The following is a 17,933-nucleotide window of genomic DNA, read 5'->3' on the forward strand; positions in this document are numbered from 1 at the left end:
CTATTATTTTTATAAAACTAAGAAAATGAAAAAAACACTGGCAAACACGCTATCTCAAACTACCCTATTTTTATCTTTTATTATCACACTTTTCTTCTCGCAAACCAGTACAGCACAAAGTGATTCCGACACAGGAGTTGGTGTAAAAGCACCTAAAAAAGCCGAAGTTATTTTTGATGGAAGCCGTAAAATGCTCGATAAAAAATGGACTTACTGGGAAGGACCTAGACTCTCAGCTTCGCTTCCTATTAAATGGGAAATTGTAGACGATCCTGTAGATGGAGGTACTGCTGTAAACACAAATGATCCTGCTTCTGCTGGTGGTTTGTATGGTGCAGCCGATATTGTTACTAAAAAGAAATACCGCGATTTTAGGCTACATGTAGAGTTTTTGATAGAAAAAAAGGGAGGTAACAGCGGCGTTTATCTGCAAAACCGCTACGAAATTCAGGTATTAGATGGCGACAAAACTGAACATGGTATGGGTGCTGTAATTAACGAAAGCCCTTCTCCGTATGCATCTTACAATGGTGTAGGCAAATGGAATGCTTACGATATAGTTTTTAGAGCTGCCCGCTTCGATGCAAATGGCAAACTCGTAGAACAACCTATGGTAACTATGTATTTTAATGGTGAGAAAGCACATACCAACCAAAAAATTTCACAAGTGTGGGGCGGCCCTAACTCTGGATTAGATGGTGGCAACGATGGCGGCAAAGGTATTACCGACAGACCCGGCGGCATTAAACTACAAGCCGAAGGACACGATGTACTTTACCGAAATATCTGGATAAAAGAACTCGATCTAAAAGAAGCTGATACTGATTTTTAGAGAATTTACTTTAGAGATATTCGAGACTTGTTGTTAACTTCTATGGAGAATAGCAACAAGTTTTTTTGTAACCGGTAGTAGCTACAAGCGTAGTAATAAGTACGCTTAGATAAATAATAAACTTAATTTCCTGAAGAACATCATCCCTATGCTTACCTCTCTCGTTTTTGCATTTCCATGGCTCATCTGGTTTTCTATGTTCGGTACTTTGGTGAATGACTCTTTTAAGAAAGAGCAGAAGCGATACCCAAGAGTAAGAACTGCTTATGCGGAGCAAGAACAAAGAATGTTAGAAGTACTGGCAACAAAGTCTGTACGAGCAGAAGAGTTAGAGATTTATATCAGAGCTTTTAAAGCCGATAAAAAATTAGAATTGTGGGGCAAAAACCGAACAGATACAAGCTTTAAATTATTAAAAGTATTTGAAGTTTGCCAAACCTCTGGCAAGTTGGGGCCTAAACGCATGCAAGGCGATTTACAAATCCCTGAAGGCTTTTACCACATCGATCGATTTAATCCTTATAGTACATTTTATCTTTCACTGGGCATTAACTACCCCAACCAATCCGACAGAATACTTGGTAGACAAGGCAATTTGGGAGGAGATATTTTTATTCATGGCTCATGCGTAACTATTGGCTGTTTGCCTATTCAAGATGACCCAATAAAAGCTTTGTATCTGTATTGCATAGAGGCCAAAAACAATGGGCAACAAAACATACCTGTTACCATTTTCCCAACTGAGCTTACTACAGAAAACTATAATGCTCTTAAAGAACAGTTTGCCTCAGAAACAGCAAACCTAGCATTATGGGAAGCCCTCAAAAAAGACTACGATTTGTTTAATCAAAGTCAGCAACTTTCTAATATCACTTTTCTATCGGATGGCAAGCATCGCGTATGTACAGATAACTAAGATATTCACTCAACTTATTGGAAATTCTCTTTCTAAACCTTCTTTTTCTCATTTATCGAAATAAATACTCGCTTGGTCTAAAGCTGAGTACGATGTAAGGAAATTTTACATTATGTTTAAAAATAAATCCATCTATGTTTATTTTTTAATCATATTTATGTATGTTAAACATAATCGACCCTGAAGAGGTAGTTTTACTTTTACCAGAAATTAATCAGAAGCAAGTTGTCCCATTATATGGATGTTATGTGCAGGCGGGTTTTCCTTCTCCAGCAGACGACTTTCTTGAAAAGAAAATAGATTTAAACGAGTTTCTCATTCAAAATAAATCCTCTACTTTTTTAGTAAGAGTATCGGGTGAATCGATGTCTGGCGTGGGAATTTACGAAGGTAATATCTTGATTGTAGATCGGTCGGTAACACCAAAGCACAACCAGATTGTAGTGGGTAGCCTTAATGGAGAATTTACTGTAAAGAGATTAATTAAAGAAGGCAAACGCATTATTCTACAACCAGAAAACCCCGATTATAAACCCATTGAAATAACCAAGGAAAGCAACTTAAAAATTTGGGGCGTAGTCACATTTGCCATACAAAATTTCTGACTTTATGTATGCACTGGTAGATTGCAACAGTTTTTACGCAAGTTGTGAAAAGGTTTTTAGACCAGACCTTTTTGATAAACCCGTGGTAGTAAGGGCAAACGCATATAAATTATAATCTAATAATGGTTTCTCTATACTCATCAGAGCGAGCTGCTTTGAGCATTTTTCTATTGAGACTAACTGTATCTTTATTAGATTTTAACAAACTGGTAGCAATTCTGAGAACAGCACCAAAGTTTCGTGCAGCATTATCCTTTCTCTTGGTACTAAAATCTTCACCAAATTGTACATCTAGTGACCAATGTAATTGATTTTCTATCGTCCAATGTCCTCTAATAATTTGATTAAACCGTTCAGGTGTACCCTGTAAACTACTCATGTAATATCTATGCTCACGACTTACTTTACCTGAAGCTACTACTTCTCTATAAGAGGATATTTCGATAATAGTACTTAATCCTGTCCAACCTTGTAAGCACTCTTCTCCTATAAGATGAGCAGGTAATACTCGACACGAACGGCATTCTATCCGTCCATGTCCTTTATCCCAACTATCCACAGCTTTCAACTCAGAGTGACCAAAACAGGATTCCACTTTATGAAGTAACTTCTTTTGATTAGCTTTTAAGCCTATCACGTAATCTGCTTCCTGTTTAACTATCTTCTCTGTAATCTTTTTTTGGCATCCAATCGCATCAATGGTGATAACTGTTCCCTTTAACTCTAGCAAATCTATTAAAGCAGGGATACTGACTATCTCGTTAGATTTATCATCTGTATAATATTGTCCTAAACATATTTGTAGTTCACTACACCAAGCCTCTACTAAATGTACTGCACCTTTACCTCCTTGATTACCAGGTAGTTGCTGTTCTTTCTTAGTAGCACTACGGGATAGTTTTTTTCCATCGAAGTTGATAACTGTTCCTTCTTTTAGTAGTAAACCTTCTGTAACCCAGTCGATAAAGCAGTGCTCAAATGATGTATAATCTAAATGAGAAAATACACGATTAAGGGTGTCATGCGAAGGTGTTCCCTGCAAAAAGGGTAGATATTTACGAAGCCATGTTAATTTTTCCTCTCCAAAATCGGCTATCTCTTCCCAATATCTACATCCACTTATTACCGCACTAACTGTAAGAAATAGTATTTCGTTAAGTGGATATAATTGGTTGCGTTCCATGCGGAAATCTTCAATATTAGATAGCTTTGGTAATAAAGACGATAGGTGACTGCTCGGAGTAGGCATATGAAAAATAGTATTTATTGGAAAGATAAAACTTTTTCATTTATATGCGTTTGCCCTTCCCGTGGTAGTACTCTCCAATAACGATGGTTGCATTATAGCTCGTTCTCCCGAAGCCAAAGCATTGGGTGTCAGAATGGGAGAACCCTACTTTAAGCGAAAACAATTCTTTACCAAAAATAAGATTGTTGTATTTTCTGCCAATTTTACGCTGTATGGCGATTTTTCAGACAGGGTAATGCAGGTATTGAGCACTTTTACACCAGACATAGAAGTGTATTCTATAGATGAATCTTTTCTAGACTTACATGGCTTTTTCGACTTAGAAGCATATGGAAAACAAATTAAAGAAACGGTTTACCAGTATGTGGGAATTCCGGTAGGTGTGGGAATTGCCTCCACCAAAACACTGGCAAAGCTGGCCAACTATGTCGCTAAAAAACAAAGTGAATACAATGGTTGCTGCTTTCTAAAAGACATGGAAACTACAGACAGAATTTGCGGAAATATTCCAATAGCAGAAGTATGGGGAATTGGGCATCGCTATGCAACTATGCTAGGTAGACACAGAGTAAATACAGTCGCTGACTTTAAAGCATTATCTGAAAAATGGGTTTACAAACAAATGACAGTAACTGGCTTACGAACTCACAGAGAGTTACACGGTAAGCCTTCTATTTCGATGGAAGATGCCGTACCACCCAAAAAGGCAATTTGCACCAGTCGCTCCTTTGGCAAATCACTAGAAACCTTCGAAGAAATTGAAGAAGCCCTCTGTACTTTTGGCGCTAATGCAGCCCGCAAACTCCGCAGGCAAAAAGGCTGTACTTCTATTATTTCTGTCTTTTTGGAGACCAACCCTTTTCAGTTTGGTACGCCACAATACAACAACAGCCAAACTATTCATTTACCTTGCCCTACAGATAGCACACTGGTAATTAATCAGTATGCTTGTTATGCGCTAAAGAAGATTTTTAGGAAAGGATATTACTATAAAAAGACTGGGATTACTCTCACCGATTTTACACCACGGCAAGAACAGCAACTAGATTTGTTTAGCACATTTAGCTCACCCAAGCATAGAAAGATAATGGATGCCTGCGACAAGCTCACCGAAAAGTACGGAATTCGTATAGTAAAAACAGCTAGAGAAGGCACACAAGAACCTTTTAAAATGAGGCAAAACAACCTTTCGCAACGCTATACTACGCGCATTTCAGAATTATTAGTGATTAAGATATAGCCTAACATGAGGCTTTCACAAAAAATAACTCTAGTCAAATTTTTTTTGAGTTTATAAATCATAGTGAATTGATTATCAAAATATTAATCGACCTAGAAAGCATTTTCGTTAATAATTTTTGGAGTATTTGTGTTAAAAAATCTCCGCTGTTCGAACGAAGTGAGCGTCAGCCGCTGCTGTTTCGGAGATTTTAACAAAAGCGTAAAAAATTTAGAAAATACTTTCGCAGTCTTGATCTTTTGGCGGTCGGCCGCTGCCGTACTTTTATATCAAGATAAAAGTACAATCTTTTGATTACCAGCAATTTATATCGATTTAGAATTGTAAATATCAAAACCTTAGCCTATCAAAAATCACCATAATCCACTTGAAAACAAGTAAGCCCTAATTCTTTACGCCACATTTCTACTACTTGATCACGATCGTCTACCACAAAATCCACATAGTATTTACCCCTGATGTTTTCTTCGAATAACTGCTTTTTAATTATTGAATCTTTCTCAAAATTACCTGCTGGCCTTATAAAAATAGCATTGTAACTAATCTCATTTTGCTGCAACCACTTTTCGGTAAGTTCGAGACAACTGCCATCTCTACCCGTCATGATCACAATTTTTTTACCTGCCTTGTGTAAAGTTTTTGCCAGATTAGCTACAGGCAAATTCAATGTGTCTTCACCTACTCGGTTCCACTGAAAAGGCCCACGATCGCCCATTTTTGCTAGAGTGCCATCAACATCAAAAATTACACAGTGCTCTAAAGAAGCATCTTCTTCATAGACTTTAACTGGTGGAGCTAAATAGCGCTCGTATATTTTTCTAATGGCTTTCTCTCCTACTGAATTACTACGCTGCAAATCGCGACGAATGCATTCTTCTAAATCAGCCTTAAACCATTTGTATTCTACAGTAAGGTCTGGAAATGACTCTTGGTACATTTTTACGCGCTCTTCATTTCTAGCCTTATTCAGATTCGTTGCGTCCAGTATTACATTATAACCCTTTGCCAGCGCATCTAACACACAGTGATTTTCCCAATCGTTAATGAGTTTTTCCTGCTTAGGAATCCAGTATTCGCCACGCATGTAGCGCAAATCGTCGCGGTTTACCCTCACCCAACTCTTATTTTTAATACAATACTGTTTTGCCCAGGTCGATTTCCCACTTGCCGGCAGTCCTTTCAAAATCAGGATTTTCATTTAATGCGATTGTTATGGTTTTGCTTAATTCCCTTCAAAAGTAAAAACATCATTGCACTTCTTCTGTAAAAGGCTTCTCGTATTTGGGTTTAATCATTCGCCAGATAGCTGGTGCCATGTCTTTCCCATTAGCTAAACAAAACAATAAATGGCTATATTCCTGCTCTTGTGCCCAAAGTGCAAAAGCTTTTTTAGAAGGAAAATCATCACGATAAGTATCTATGGCTTCTTCTTCAATTTCACTAAACTCCTGCTCCAGCTTTTCTTTTGTAGCTCTTACCCATTGGTAAAATTCATCTGGCACACGATCGAGCAAATCGTCAAATGGTTTACCCTCTTTCAAATATTCCCACACAGTTTTATTAGAAACTTGGGTAATAATTCTATGCAGGCGCACATACTCGCTAAACTTTACCTTTACTCTAAAACCCGATTGATATTTCACCACAAAGCCTTCCTTCAAGTCATTTTCAAACTTTCTTATATCGCTTATCTCCTTAACCCCATCGTATTTTTTTACTTTGTGCGGAAAATCAAACTCTTCAATAGGTAAATCTTCGCCCGTAGCTGTATCAATAATGGCCAAAAGCACTAGCTTTTCTTCTTTGCCGTAGTTAACCACAATGCGGTTTTCGGGGTAAATAATTTCGAATAAATAAGTAAGATGCTCTTGAAATGAGGGCAGATATGCTTTATATTTAGTATGTAGCCAAGCACTTGCTTTAATCGCCTGATCAGACATAAAAGAACCTCTGGTAGCAATTGCCGGGTTGCCTTCTTCAAAATACATAATACCCAAACTGCCATCGAGTTTGTCGTACACCTCAAAAGGCTCATCTGGTAATTCTTCTGGCTGATGCTCCTCTATGTTAAAAAACTTCCTAAAAGGCCTCGCCACTACCTCACCACACTCACTTACAATTAAACCACGGCATTGCATTAGCAACTCATCCCATGAGCGCTCATACTGTACAACAGGTGTATAATTGGCAATAAACAAACTATCTTGTGTATTTGCCTTTAATGTAACTTTTCCTTCTTCTTCCAGTTTTCTAAGTTCTTTAAGCATCGTCATCTTCTTCAATTAAATCTTTACATATTTGCACGAGTTATTGTTAACATTTGCGTAACATAACAAAAATACTGCATGGATACTTCCATGCAATAGGTCATTACAGTAAAAAAAATCAGGACTTATCTTTTATAGAAAATATAGTCGGTAACAGGGGGCTCAATATCTTGCTGCCTCATGAGCATAACTATTTGTCCTCGATGATGTGTTGAATGGTTGTTTACATGGAATAAAATATCCTGCACACTATTCGCAAACTGGTTGCCTTTCGAGTTGCTATAACTAATAGAAGTGTTTAATTCGGTCTCTGTCAGAATATCCAGAGAGATTTTATAATTTTCATTATCCATTGCCATCAACTCCTCCAATGGATGCATGCTCCAAACCTTTACTTGAGGATTTGCACCCATAATTCTACAATTCCATATATGATGGGCATTTACCATATGGCTAAACAATTCTAGTGAACGGGTAGGCATTTTAGCATTATTGGCTAATATAACTTCTGCTATTTTTTGATTGAAATAATGGCTGTATGTGAACAGTCCTTTAAAAAATTCCTCCATCGCTTCTAAGTTTGTCTATCGATAAATTTACCGATTTTTCTTTCACGTAAAAAGCATCCATACCAAAATATTTTGATACAGATGCTTTTTATTTTCTATTTAAACCAGGCCTACCTCAACTCAATCTGCCGGATAATACTCATATTCAAAATCTACAGTAAACTCTATAGTTCCCTCACGGTTAATCAATGCCTTTTGAGTACAATAACCTGCTTCGTTGTATGCAAACTGGTACTTTCTTATAAATTCACCACTCCCTTTATGAAGTGATACTTCTGATACTTGCTCATTTTCATTATAAACAAATCTCATATTTAACCCTGTCTTCACTGGTTTTATAATCTCTCCAGAGGCTATAGTTGTAAAAGTACTTGCTGATAAAAAATTAAGGCTATCTAAACGTGCATCTTCATTATAAGCTACTTGCAAAAAGTGCTGAGACGAACTATAAAACGAAAATTTCTCATACCTTCCCTTTCCCAATAAAATAGTATCTGTACCAAAATCTATTTCAGAAAAAGTAATAGGTTCCCAATTGCGATCGCTGCTAAATATTCTTGTACGAGCATTTTGTTTTGTTTCTGTAATAGGACGAATTTCATAATCGTTTTCTCCAACAAGTAAATCTGCCTCATAAGCCGAAAGCTCATCCGGATAATTGCGAAATATAAACACTTGTAAATCTTTTATTAGAGGGTCGTGTACCAACAACCATGGGATTTGCTGAGTATAAAAATCTGGGTTCAGCGCTGCCGGATACTCCTCGTAATTAAATGAGCTATTTAAAAAGTAAGACAAATAAGGATGGTTAGCTTCTTCAGATAAAGATATAGTCTCCATATCTTCAATAGTTCCATTTTCATCAAAGGCAATTTTTCCTATTTCCATTTTACTCTGTGCCACAGCTTGTTGGTCGGTATAGTAAGCCTTTACCATACTCACTTTTTTTCCTGTAAAATCACCGATAGTTGTTTCTTCCAACTCGTCTAATGAACAAGAAACGCAGACAAACAAAAGACTTAATAGTGGCAGTATTGCCAAATATTTAGATTTTTCCATGGTGGTAGATGGGCTTTGAAAGAGTTTAAAAATTCGGTGTTTTACGGGGATGTAGGCAAAGGCCTGCCCAGCTATCGGGCGTTTAGAAACAGCTAGCTGCAACAAGGTTTCTGCATAGCTAGAAGCACTTTGCTTGCCTGCTACTAATTGATCTGCAAAGTATTCATTTTCGTTTTGCAGTGATTTATTATACCGCCAAAAGAGTGGATTAAACCAGAAAACAATCTGTAAAACCTCCATCAACAAAACATCTACACTGTGCCAGTACCGAATGTGTACTTGTTCATGTTTGAGTACGGTTGCTAGTTCATATTCTGTAAACTGAGTGCGGTTTAGGAATACAAAACCAAAGAAAGAAAATACCTGTTTGCTCTCAGTAGAAAGCCCTACTTCTATAAAGCTTTGGTGTTGATACTGCTTGCCTTTTTTGATTAACAAAAACAGTTTAAGCAATCTCAAGAAATACAGAAAAGCAAATACTCCAACACCTGTAAAATAGACAACCAATAACCAATTAATATCTGTAATCGCTGTATCTGTTTTGGTATTTGGTTTCGCTGAAATAGATTGTTCGGACAATGTTACGGAAGCATCTCCATCGAATGATTTATCTAGAAACGCCCTTTCTTTCTCTGGGAAAATGTTTGACTCGCTAAATGTAGTTGTCAAACTTTGTACTTCTTTGCTAACTGAGAACCGTATTTGAAAATCTCCCAAAGGAGCTAGCAAAGCAAATAATATAGCACCTAATAAGTAAAACCTGTTCCACTTGTAAAATGTAGTTTTCTTAAAAATGAAATGGTAAGGCAGATAAAGCAATAGCAGACAAACTGCTGACTGTAAAGCATAATTAAAAAATAGAAGCATAGTAAATCAAGTTATTCGGCTGGATAAAAATCGTATTCGAAATCTACGGTAAATGCGACAGTCCCCTTACGAATCATTGTTTCTTGTGTACAATAGCCGGCTTCGTTATAAGCAAATTGGAATTTTCTTACAAGCATTCCTTCTCCATTGTAGAGAGCAGTTTCTTTAACTTGATCAAGCTCATTATACTGAAATTCAATTTTATATAGGCTACTATCTGGACTATCTTTCCCAGAAAACACGGCTAATGTTGACAACTGCTCAGCTTGGTTATAAGATAACTGAACCCCTGTCATTTGAGAGTCTACTTGAAATCTTCCATCATTATCTACCTCTATTTCTTCCCTTTTTAAATAAACCGGTTTCCCATGTTCATTATAGTTGAGAGTTGTACTAAATGTTTCTTTACTAGTTTCATTTACTCTTTCGTATTTAGTGAATTTCACCAATTCATTCTCCTTTACAAAAGATTCCGCATCATAGGTTCTATTGGTGTATATCTCCCTCTCAAACTCGACCATTTTACTCAGTTCCTCACGATACAATAACACATCTGAATTCCTCAATTCAGGATCTTTTACTACTAGCCATTGTACATTTTTAAGATAGAAATCATCATCTACACTTTTTAATATTTTCCTAGACCGAATATCTTTAACATTCACAAAATAAGGGAAATAATGGGGCAATCCATTATCCAACATTTGAAAGGTATGCATCACTTCTATGTCTTCAACTATTCCATTTTCATCAAAAACAATTTCTCCTATCATTGTTTTATTTTTCACAGTAGCCCGTTGGTTAGTATAATAAGCTTTTACCATGCTCACTTTTTTACCAGTAAAATCATTAAAAGCTTCTTTATCTAACATATCTAGAGAGCAAGAAAAGCAAATAAACAAAAGGCTTAATAGCGGAAGGACTGATAAATATTTAGATTTTTCCATAGTGGGTGATGGGCTTTGAAAAAGTTTAAAAATTCGGTGTTTTACGGGGATGTAGGCAAAGGCTTGCCCAACTATCGGGCGCTTAGAAACAGCTAACTGTAACAAGGTTTCTGCATAGGTAGAAGTACTTTGCTTACCTGCTACTAATTGATCTACAAAGTATTCATTTTCATTCTGTAGCGACTTATTGTAAAGCCTAAAGAGTGGATTAAACCAGAAAACGATTTGCAAAATTTCCATCAACAAAATATCTACACTGTGCCAGTACCGAATGTGTACTTGTTCATGTTTGAGTACAGTTGCTAGTTCATATTCTGTAAACTGAGTGCGATTAAGGAATATAAAACCAAAGAAAGAAAATACCTGTTTGCTCTCGCCAGAAAGCTGTACTTCTGTAAAATTTTGGTGTTGATACTGCTTGCCTTTTTTAATTAATAAGAACAGTTTCAGCAATCTCAAAAAATACAGCAAAGCAAATAATCCAATACCAGCAAAGTAGACAACCAATAGCCAATTAGTATCTGTATTAGCTATATCAGTTTTGATGTTTGGTTTCGCTGAAATAGATTGTTCGGGCGATGTTACGGAAACTTGTTCACTTAATGATTTATCTAGAAACTCCCCTTCTTTCTCTGTGAAAATATTTGACTCGCTAAATGTAGTTCTCAAACTTTGTACATCTTCGCTAACTGAGAGTCGTACTTGAAAATCTCCTAAAGGAGCTAGCAAAGCAAATAATACAGCACCTAATAAGTAAAACCTATTCCACTCGTAAAAAGTAGTTTTCTTAAAAATGAAATGATAAGGCAGGTAAAGTAGCACTAAACAAACTGATAATTGCAGGGAATAAAAAAGAAAATCAATCATGATGATTCTTCTTTATTTTTATTGATGATCTCCTGTAACTTCTGTACTTCTTCGTCTGAAATGTTTTCTTCCTTCACCATAAAAGAAACCATTCGCTCATAAGAATTTTCGAAATAACCTGAAAGCAAGCCTTTAAAGGTACTTTTAAGATAAGCTGATCGTGACACAAGGGGATGATACTCATAGGTTTTGCCATAAGCAGTATGACCTATAAAACCTTTCTTTTCCAAAACCCGCACCAACGATGAGATGGTATTATATGGCGGATGCGGCTCTGGCATTTCATCTATTATATCTTTTACGAAGCCTTTTTTAAGCTTCCAGAGGATTTGCATAACACTCTCCTCTTTTTGTGTTAATCTTTCCATAACACTAATATACAACTGTAGTAGCAGTTTTGCAACTGCATTTACAGTTTATTGCCTGCAATAGCAGTTATATATCATTAAAAAGATTTACACAGAGCCATTAGAATAAACATCAATAGATTGATAATCAAATAATTACATACATTTACTTGTAACTATGAGAGCTAAAATGTTTTATGCAAAAAACCATAATAATGGTAGAAACAATTACTTGCGACACCACTAACCAAATAAAGTCTACATAAAAAATGAGGAAGGCAAAGACTGCCATGGAGGTTAATACTAATAGGATTAGTCCGAATGTGTTGAATAGGTCTTTCATAGCTTGGTTAAATTTAAATTCTATATCTTATATCGAAACAGCGCTGCCCGCTTATTGTTCTTGTTTGAAACTCAAACACACAGTAAAAAAGAAAATCAATCATGATTCTTCTTCTTTATTTTTACTTGATGATCTCCTGCAACTTCTGTACTACTTCGTCTGAAACGTTTTCTTCTTTCACCATAAAAGAAACCATTCGATCATAAGAATTCTCGAAATAACCTAAAAGCAAACCTTTCCATTATACTAATACGCAACTGTAATTACAGTTTATTCCCCGCAATTACAGTTGAATTGTGTTTTTGATAAGCTCACAAAGCACTTAATCAATCACTGCTTAACTTGTGTAAACGGAAGTATTTAACACAAAAAATAATTATCATGACAGAAAGTATGACTTGCAAAATAGCCAACCAAACTATCGCAACATAAAACATTAAAAAGGCAAAAAGTGCCAAAGAGCCTAATACTAAAGCAAGTATGGCTACTACTTTATAAGAAGTTTTCATAGCTAGTAAATTTAAATTCTATTAATACATGCTAAACAGGCAAGCCCCCATATTGTTATTACTTCAAACTGAAACTAGAACACAGGGCATGACTCATGTTGTGTCTAAACTATGAAAAACACTATGCAAAGACTAAAAGGACAAAAAGCACTAATTACTGGAGCCAGCTCTGGCATTGGTAAAGGCATTGCTATTGCCATGGCTAAAGAAGGTGCACAGGTTGGAATAAACTATTACAAAAATTCAGAAGGTGCAGAAGAAACTCTAAAAGAGGTAGAAGCAAACGGTGGCGAAGGAATTATTTTACAAGCTAATGTAGGTGATCCCGAAGAGGTTGAAGGCATGTTTAAAAAATTTCTGGATGCTTTTGGTACCATAGATATTATGGTAACCAATGCCGGCATACAAAAAGATGCTCCTTTTCTGGAAATGGATTTTAAAGACTGGCAACAGGTACTCAATATAAATTTGAGCGGACAATTTCTCTGTGCGCAATTTGCAGCCAAAGAGTTTATAAAAAGAGGCGTAGTAAAAAATCGATCTAAAGCAGCAGGAAAAATTATCTGCATGAGCTCTGTACACGACATTATCCCTTGGGCTGGACATATTAATTATGCCACTTCTAAAGGTGGTGTAATGATGATGATGAAAACCATGGCGCAAGAATTGGCACATCATAAAATACGCGTGAATGCCATTAGCCCCGGTGCGATAAAAACGCCTATTAACAAAGAAGTTTGGCAGAATGAAGAAAAGCGCAAAGAACTGCTCGAACTTATCCCCTACCAACGCTTGGGCGAGCCCAAAGATATTGGCAACACAGCAGTTTGGCTCGCATCAGACGAATCTGATTATGTAAATGGAACTACCATTTATGTAGATGGCTGCATGACGCTGTACCCTGGATTTATTGGGAATGGTTAAACTGATTTAAGTACTTTTGACTTGACTCAAAAGTACGGCAGCGGCCGACCGCCAAAAAGTCAAGGCTGTGGACAAATTCACTAAATTTTCTACATGATTACTAAAAAATCCAAAACAGCAGCGGCTGACGCTCGCTTCGCTCAAACACAGGATTTTTTTTGACGTATTCATTACAAAAATTCTAAACGTGATTTGTCCAAGGCCAATCTTAAACTTCTTTTAATAAAAGCCACTATATCAAGCTTATTTATTCCCTTCAAGCTCTTGTAGTACTTTTTCTGCTGAGCTGGTGATGTTTGTGTAGCAACTATAACCCCATTTAGAAAAGAAGAAGAGGAACACCATCATTAATGGAATGTAGATGTACACCAAGTTGCTTTCTAGAAACACATCTTTATCATGGAATAATTTTCCCACTACAGGCATAAACACTGCTACAAAAATCACATTGAGGTAAATGCCTGTTTTTTGCACTTGTAGCAATTGTTTTTTCGCTTTGGCAAAAGCCAATATGGTTTGCTTATATGTGTTTTGGGCGATATTTAACCTTTTTATTTTGTTGAGAGAATTCAATACGATAACTGGTAGCACCAATAAATAAGCGATAGAAAAGCCCCCAGACAACACAAAGTACCATGTGTCTAATTTGCCAAAATTTACTATCATTAAAATAGCGGCAATAAAACAAACTACTGCGCCTATGGTTTCGTAAGTGGAGATTTTATCGAACCTGTTTCTGTACTTTTGTTGTATCATATCTGTAATTATTTTATCTGTTAGACTTTGCTGTTTTCCCATTTTCTGGCTCATTTCTGTCCAGAGGTTTTGCATTTCTTCTAGTTCCATATCTTTTATTTTAGGATGCGTTTTTTCAATTTTTGTTTAATTCTGGCCAATCGAGTCCCCACATTGCTGCTAGTAAAGCCGGTAATCTGAGAAATCTCCTCATAGCTTTTACCTTCTAAAAAGAGCAGGATAAGCCCCTTATCGACTACACCGAGTTGCTTTATTTGTGCATACAGCACATTTAATCGCTCTTCCATCAAGGTATCTTTTTCGTCTGCTTTGTTATGTAGCTCAAAATCGATACTTATTTTATGAGGTTTTCTCTTGCGTTTATTGAGCCATGCAATAGAAGTGTTTAATGCAATGCGGTACATCCAAGTGCTCACTTTTGATTCGGCACGAAAGGAGCCAAAAGATTTCCAAAGCTGATATACCACTTCCTGATAAAGGTCTTTCTGGTCTTCCTCATCGTTCGTATACACTCTAGATATCTTGTAAATGATACCTTCGTTTTGCTTTACAATTTTGATAAACTCGCTCTTATTCTGCATCTTTTCAATCTATTACACTCCATTAGTTTAGGAAGGGAATAATAAATCACATAAAAGCTGAAAATTTTTTAGAGGGAGGGGGTTAGAATATACGCTTTCAATTAAGAAGTGAGGCCATGAAAGGGTAGCTCTCATTGTTATTAATAATATGGTTTAGATAACTATTTATTAAGCCTCTATTATTAGTAATAGCTTTTTCAGTCTCGCTAATAAACTTCCATGCTTCAAGAACAAATTTCTCCCGATCTTTATTTAGCTTGTTTTTACCTGAATCAATGCGGTTATCTGTCAAAAAAATAAATTCATTCTGCCTAAACTTCTTCCAGCCAAAGCCCGAATCCACGAAAAGTCTTATTATATCTAAAACATCAGCATCATAAACTATTTGATCCATTAAATCGACTACCCCATTTTTATCTCTTATAATTCGATTTGATACTTTTTTAGCATAGGTTTCATCGCAATCTTTTTCGACTAAGTAAGCAAAACACTTCTCAGCACTTTGCTTTTCCCAATAATCTTTTCCGTTGTTTTCTCTGGCTGAATCGTGAAAAGCGACAGCCACTCGTATGGCATAAAAATCAATATCCTCTTTAGAATACTTGTAATAATATCTCGACATCAATTCTGCAAAAATCAAAACTCTTGAAACATGCCTTACTCCATGAAACCCGAAGTAGTCAAACTCTTCTTCATGTCTTTGATAAATTGGTAAAATTGCCTCTTCAAACTCCAATATAAATCCTGCCCAACTCTCCTTATAATTATTCATTTATCTTAGCTTTCTGATTTTACATTGAAGTGAACTACACAAGAAGTATATAATCGTTTACCCCTTCTTAGCAGCAACATTGTTAGATGGCTGGCTTGCAGTTAAAGTAACTAGCCCTAAAAAGATATAGATAAAGCCAATAATATATTTGTGGAATTTGGCATAAAAAGCACTGTTACGCATCCAATTGGCAAATTTACCAGAGATAAACACATACATTAAATCGCTAGCAAGTGCTATTAAAATAAAGAGGAAGCCCAGAATAAAAATCTGTGAAGTTACTCCGCCTCTCCCCACACTGATGAACTGAGGTAAAAATGCAAAGAAGAAGATTGCCGCTTTGGGGTTTAACACATTCACGATAATTCCCTCATAAAAAATACGTGATAAGACTTTCTTTTTCTCTACTTGTATTTGCTGATGGAAGGGTGTTTTATCGAACAGTTTTTTAATGCCTAAATAGATTAGATAAAAAGCACCAAGGTATTTTAATATTGAAAATGCAGTGGCCGATGCGACCAAAATTGCAGAAACACCAACACCTGCAGCTACTACGTGAACCATACCACCCAAACCAATACCTAACACAGAAGCAATACCGGCTTTGTAACCTTGCTCCATGCTTTTAGCCATAATATACAATACAGCAGGTCCGGGAATAACAATTAAAATAGTAGCGGCGGTTATAAACAGAAGAATGTTTTCGAGTTCAGGAAATACAAGCATTTCTTTATTATTAAAAATTAGGAGTGAGTTAAAACTAGTAAAAAGGCTTGTAAAACATTTGGCTTTAGCATAAAAAACGAGCAAAGAAATGTATATCTCTTTGCTCGCTTGTTTGGTGCTTATCACAAACTTAATGTTAACTGGCAGATTCTACAATTCCTTTTATTTGGGTTAGAATTGGGTTCCAGCCATCTCCATTGTTGTAAACATCATTATATCTTCTTTCGCCATCAGCCGCAGTTTCAAAACCATCTTGCATCACAGACAAAACTGTTTGCTCGCCTTGTTCTTCCAACTCATAAATTACATTTAAATGGTTTTCGGGAATATCTGGGTAAGAAGGATTGCCCTCAATCACTGTGTACTTGAGCAAACTATATGGCTGATACACCAACAAATTTCCTTTTACGGGAACAATCTCCTGCCCTTCGTAAAGCATTTTCCATAACACCGGGCTTCCCTGTTGCCAGTCTGAGTCTACTTTGCAACCAAACATATATTGCGCTGTTTTTTCAGGGTTAACGAGTGCATCCCATACTTCTTCGGCACTTGCATTGATCGTGATGCTATTTTTTACCAAAAGCTGATTCATTTATTTTATCGTTTAGTGTACATTCAAAAATAGAGGAGAACTGAAACAGCTAATTGAAGATTATGGATTTTTTCTAACAGAATCGGGAGTGATGCCAAATTTGTTTTTAAATGCATTATTGAAATGCTGTGGCGAAGAATAGCCCAAATCGTAAGCTACCTCAGCTGCCGTTTTTTCTGTGTCTCGCAAATATTGTTGAGCTAGATTTAGTCGCTGATCGGTTAAATAACCAAACACTGTATTGTTGAATGTTTCTTTAAAACCGCGCTTCAATTTATATTCATTTAAACCTACACTTTTAGCCACTTCGGTCAAGTTTGGCGGGCAATGCAAGCGCTCGTTTATCATGTCTCTGGCAGCAATTAACTTCTCTTTGTCTGTCTTTTTTCTGATAAAAGCATCTTTCCTGTTTTTAGCTGCTTCGCAAGCTTCGGCAGACAAAACCAATAGTTCAATACTCTTAGAATACAGAAACAAATTTGCCAGATCGCCAGTGTATTTGCAGTTTATCACTTGCTGAATTACCTGTTGTATACCCGCATCTATCGAACCCCATTCATCAGAAAGAATAACACTTTCTCCTTTTAAAATACTCTCAGAAAACCACTTTAAAGTATCGCTGGCATTTTCGGTAAACTTAAGAAAAACCTCTTTGGGAAAACTCACACCGAATGTCTCTATTTCTAGGGTTTTGTTATTCACCTCCATATCAAAATTTCGGGAATACATGAGGTTATGGTGCCCGCCAATTAGGTCGAAGCTTTTGCCTAATTGCTTGTAAGAAAAGTTGTAATCTCCCTTTAAGCCAAAGTGTAAGCGTACTACGTCGGCATCATGTCGGCTAGCGCTAAAACTGGTGAGTGAATTAAATGTAGACAAAGCATGTCCCAGTATAATACCTTCTACTTGCCAGTGTGTGCTTACTGTTTTGCCATATTCAGATATTAACTCTTGTTGCTTCATCT

General features: G+C 36.4%; 20 protein-coding genes. 6 read left to right on the top strand and 14 right to left on the bottom strand.

All coding sequences use genetic code 11. The features are described from left to right. Positions 1-25: 25 nt before the first annotated feature. From OQ292_RS05130 to OQ292_RS05145, 4 genes are all read left to right on the top strand, one after another. Positions 26-832, top strand: coding sequence for a 3-keto-disaccharide hydrolase (locus OQ292_RS05130; protein WP_284684981.1), 807 nt, complete (start codon positions 26-28; stop codon positions 830-832). 148 nt (positions 833-980) lie between these two features. Next, positions 981-1,748, top strand: coding sequence for a L,D-transpeptidase family protein (locus OQ292_RS05135; RefSeq protein ID WP_284684982.1), 768 nt, complete (start codon positions 981-983; stop codon positions 1,746-1,748). 161 nt (positions 1,749-1,909) lie between these two features. Beyond that, entirely contained in the window at positions 1,910-2,353 is a 444-nt protein-coding gene (locus OQ292_RS05140) for a LexA family protein (protein ID WP_284684983.1), read from the top strand. A 4-nt stretch (positions 2,354-2,357) separates the two neighbouring features. Continuing rightward, positions 2,358-2,468: a Y-family DNA polymerase gene (locus OQ292_RS05145; RefSeq protein WP_284684984.1), complete on the top strand. Its 111-nt coding sequence runs from the start codon at positions 2,358-2,360 to the stop codon at positions 2,466-2,468. Here OQ292_RS05145 and OQ292_RS05150 read toward each other — a convergent pair. Next, positions 2,463-3,602 (bottom strand): ISAs1 family transposase, encoded by a 1,140-nt coding sequence (locus OQ292_RS05150; RefSeq protein ID WP_284684985.1) that lies wholly within the window; start codon positions 3,600-3,602, stop codon positions 2,463-2,465. The genes OQ292_RS05145 and OQ292_RS05150 overlap by 6 nt on opposite strands. A gap of 61 nt (positions 3,603-3,663) precedes the next feature. Between OQ292_RS05150 and OQ292_RS05155 the strand changes: the two genes are divergently transcribed. Continuing rightward, the gene (locus OQ292_RS05155; RefSeq protein WP_284684986.1) at positions 3,664-4,842 is read left to right on the top strand and encodes a Y-family DNA polymerase; all 1,179 of its coding nucleotides are present in this window, start codon (positions 3,664-3,666) and stop codon (positions 4,840-4,842) included. Between the two features lie 346 nt (positions 4,843-5,188). Here the strand turns inward: OQ292_RS05155 and OQ292_RS05160 are convergent, their stop codons facing one another. The 7 genes from OQ292_RS05160 to OQ292_RS05190 form a co-directional block, all read right to left on the bottom strand. Continuing rightward, a complete protein-coding gene (locus OQ292_RS05160) occupies positions 5,189-6,040 on the bottom strand; it encodes a phosphatase domain-containing protein (RefSeq protein ID WP_284684987.1) in 852 nt (283 codons plus the stop codon). Between the two features lie 49 nt (positions 6,041-6,089). Continuing rightward, a complete protein-coding gene (locus tag OQ292_RS05165; RefSeq protein WP_284684988.1) occupies positions 6,090-7,115 on the bottom strand; it encodes an RNA ligase in 1,026 nt (341 codons plus the stop codon). 119 nt (positions 7,116-7,234) lie between these two features. Beyond that, the gene (locus OQ292_RS05170) at positions 7,235-7,678 is read right to left on the bottom strand and encodes a DinB family protein (RefSeq protein ID WP_284684989.1); all 444 of its coding nucleotides are present in this window, start codon (positions 7,676-7,678) and stop codon (positions 7,235-7,237) included. A 120-nt stretch (positions 7,679-7,798) separates the two neighbouring features. Then, on the bottom strand, positions 7,799-9,604 hold the full coding sequence (locus OQ292_RS05175; protein ID WP_284684990.1) for a M56 family metallopeptidase: 1,806 nt from the start codon (positions 9,602-9,604) through the stop codon (positions 7,799-7,801). Between the two features lie 11 nt (positions 9,605-9,615). Then, positions 9,616-11,418 carry a M56 family metallopeptidase gene (locus OQ292_RS05180; protein ID WP_284684991.1) on the bottom strand — a complete coding sequence of 601 codons (1,803 nt, stop codon included), beginning with the start codon at positions 11,416-11,418 and terminating at the stop codon, positions 9,616-9,618. Next, a complete protein-coding gene (locus OQ292_RS05185; protein ID WP_284684992.1) occupies positions 11,415-11,786 on the bottom strand; it encodes a BlaI/MecI/CopY family transcriptional regulator in 372 nt (123 codons plus the stop codon). The genes OQ292_RS05180 and OQ292_RS05185 overlap by 4 nt, the downstream gene beginning before the upstream one ends. A 648-nt stretch (positions 11,787-12,434) precedes the next feature. Then, positions 12,435-12,617 carry a hypothetical protein gene (locus OQ292_RS05190; protein ID WP_284684993.1) on the bottom strand — a complete coding sequence of 61 codons (183 nt, stop codon included), beginning with the start codon at positions 12,615-12,617 and terminating at the stop codon, positions 12,435-12,437. 123 nt (positions 12,618-12,740) lie between these two features. On the opposite strand from OQ292_RS05190, the gene OQ292_RS05195 reads away from it, so the two are divergent. Continuing rightward, positions 12,741-13,541 (top strand): SDR family oxidoreductase, encoded by an 801-nt coding sequence (locus tag OQ292_RS05195; RefSeq protein WP_284684994.1) that lies wholly within the window; start codon positions 12,741-12,743, stop codon positions 13,539-13,541. Positions 13,542-13,784: 243 nt separating this feature from the next. Here OQ292_RS05195 and OQ292_RS05200 read toward each other — a convergent pair whose 3' ends face one another. The 6 genes from OQ292_RS05200 to OQ292_RS05225 all read right to left on the bottom strand — a co-directional run bounded on the left by OQ292_RS05200 (position 13,785) and on the right by OQ292_RS05225 (position 17,931). Further along, on the bottom strand, positions 13,785-14,387 hold the full coding sequence (locus OQ292_RS05200; RefSeq protein WP_284684995.1) for a hypothetical protein: 603 nt from the start codon (positions 14,385-14,387) through the stop codon (positions 13,785-13,787). A 5-nt stretch (positions 14,388-14,392) separates the two neighbouring features. After that, a complete protein-coding gene (locus OQ292_RS05205) occupies positions 14,393-14,878 on the bottom strand; it encodes an RNA polymerase sigma factor (RefSeq protein WP_284684996.1) in 486 nt (161 codons plus the stop codon). Between the two features lie 97 nt (positions 14,879-14,975). After that, positions 14,976-15,650: a SidE phosphodiesterase domain-containing protein gene (locus tag OQ292_RS05210; protein WP_284684997.1), complete on the bottom strand. Its 675-nt coding sequence runs from the start codon at positions 15,648-15,650 to the stop codon at positions 14,976-14,978. Between the two features lie 57 nt (positions 15,651-15,707). Next, entirely contained in the window at positions 15,708-16,376 is a 669-nt protein-coding gene (locus tag OQ292_RS05215) for a LysE family translocator (RefSeq protein WP_284684998.1), read from the bottom strand. A gap of 136 nt (positions 16,377-16,512) precedes the next feature. Next, positions 16,513-16,968 carry an SRPBCC domain-containing protein gene (locus tag OQ292_RS05220; protein WP_284684999.1) on the bottom strand — a complete coding sequence of 152 codons (456 nt, stop codon included), beginning with the start codon at positions 16,966-16,968 and terminating at the stop codon, positions 16,513-16,515. A 60-nt stretch (positions 16,969-17,028) separates the two neighbouring features. After that, complete coding sequence (locus tag OQ292_RS05225; protein ID WP_284685000.1) at positions 17,029-17,931, bottom strand: helix-turn-helix transcriptional regulator; 903 nt, start codon at positions 17,929-17,931, stop codon at positions 17,029-17,031. Between the last annotated feature and the right edge of the window lie 2 nt (positions 17,932-17,933).

The sequence above is a fragment of the Chondrinema litorale genome (assembly GCF_026250525.1).
Lineage (GTDB): Bacteria > Bacteroidota > Bacteroidia > Cytophagales > Flammeovirgaceae > Chondrinema > Chondrinema litorale.

Bases quoted from the DNA above. Each gene is read 5' to 3' on its own strand.
- OQ292_RS05175 (WP_284684990.1), bottom strand. From the start codon at position 9,604: ATGCTTCTATTTTTTAATTATGCTTTACAGTCAGCAGTTTGTCTGCTA.
- OQ292_RS05145 (WP_284684984.1), top strand. From the start codon at position 2,358: ATGTATGCACTGGTAGATTGCAACAGTTTTTACGCAAGTTGTGAAAAG.
- OQ292_RS05135 (WP_284684982.1), top strand. From the start codon at position 981: ATGCTTACCTCTCTCGTTTTTGCATTTCCATGGCTCATCTGGTTTTCT.
- OQ292_RS05185 (WP_284684992.1), bottom strand. From the start codon at position 11,786: ATGGAAAGATTAACACAAAAAGAGGAGAGTGTTATGCAAATCCTCTGG.
- OQ292_RS05140 (WP_284684983.1), top strand. From the start codon at position 1,910: ATGTTAAACATAATCGACCCTGAAGAGGTAGTTTTACTTTTACCAGAA.
- OQ292_RS05215 (WP_284684998.1), bottom strand. From the start codon at position 16,376: ATGCTTGTATTTCCTGAACTCGAAAACATTCTTCTGTTTATAACCGCC.
- OQ292_RS05200 (WP_284684995.1), bottom strand. From the start codon at position 14,387: ATGGAACTAGAAGAAATGCAAAACCTCTGGACAGAAATGAGCCAGAAA.
- OQ292_RS05195 (WP_284684994.1), top strand. From the start codon at position 12,741: ATGCAAAGACTAAAAGGACAAAAAGCACTAATTACTGGAGCCAGCTCT.
- OQ292_RS05170 (WP_284684989.1), bottom strand. From the start codon at position 7,678: ATGGAGGAATTTTTTAAAGGACTGTTCACATACAGCCATTATTTCAAT.
- OQ292_RS05165 (WP_284684988.1), bottom strand. From the start codon at position 7,115: ATGACGATGCTTAAAGAACTTAGAAAACTGGAAGAAGAAGGAAAAGTT.
- OQ292_RS05190 (WP_284684993.1), bottom strand. From the start codon at position 12,617: ATGAAAACTTCTTATAAAGTAGTAGCCATACTTGCTTTAGTATTAGGC.
- OQ292_RS05130 (WP_284684981.1), top strand. From the start codon at position 26: ATGAAAAAAACACTGGCAAACACGCTATCTCAAACTACCCTATTTTTA.
- OQ292_RS05180 (WP_284684991.1), bottom strand. From the start codon at position 11,418: ATGATTGATTTTCTTTTTTATTCCCTGCAATTATCAGTTTGTTTAGTG.
- OQ292_RS05225 (WP_284685000.1), bottom strand. From the start codon at position 17,931: ATGAAGCAACAAGAGTTAATATCTGAATATGGCAAAACAGTAAGCACA.
- OQ292_RS05160 (WP_284684987.1), bottom strand. From the start codon at position 6,040: ATGAAAATCCTGATTTTGAAAGGACTGCCGGCAAGTGGGAAATCGACC.
- OQ292_RS05205 (WP_284684996.1), bottom strand. From the start codon at position 14,878: ATGCAGAATAAGAGCGAGTTTATCAAAATTGTAAAGCAAAACGAAGGT.
- OQ292_RS05150 (WP_284684985.1), bottom strand. From the start codon at position 3,602: ATGCCTACTCCGAGCAGTCACCTATCGTCTTTATTACCAAAGCTATCT.
- OQ292_RS05220 (WP_284684999.1), bottom strand. From the start codon at position 16,968: ATGAATCAGCTTTTGGTAAAAAATAGCATCACGATCAATGCAAGTGCC.
- OQ292_RS05210 (WP_284684997.1), bottom strand. From the start codon at position 15,650: ATGAATAATTATAAGGAGAGTTGGGCAGGATTTATATTGGAGTTTGAA.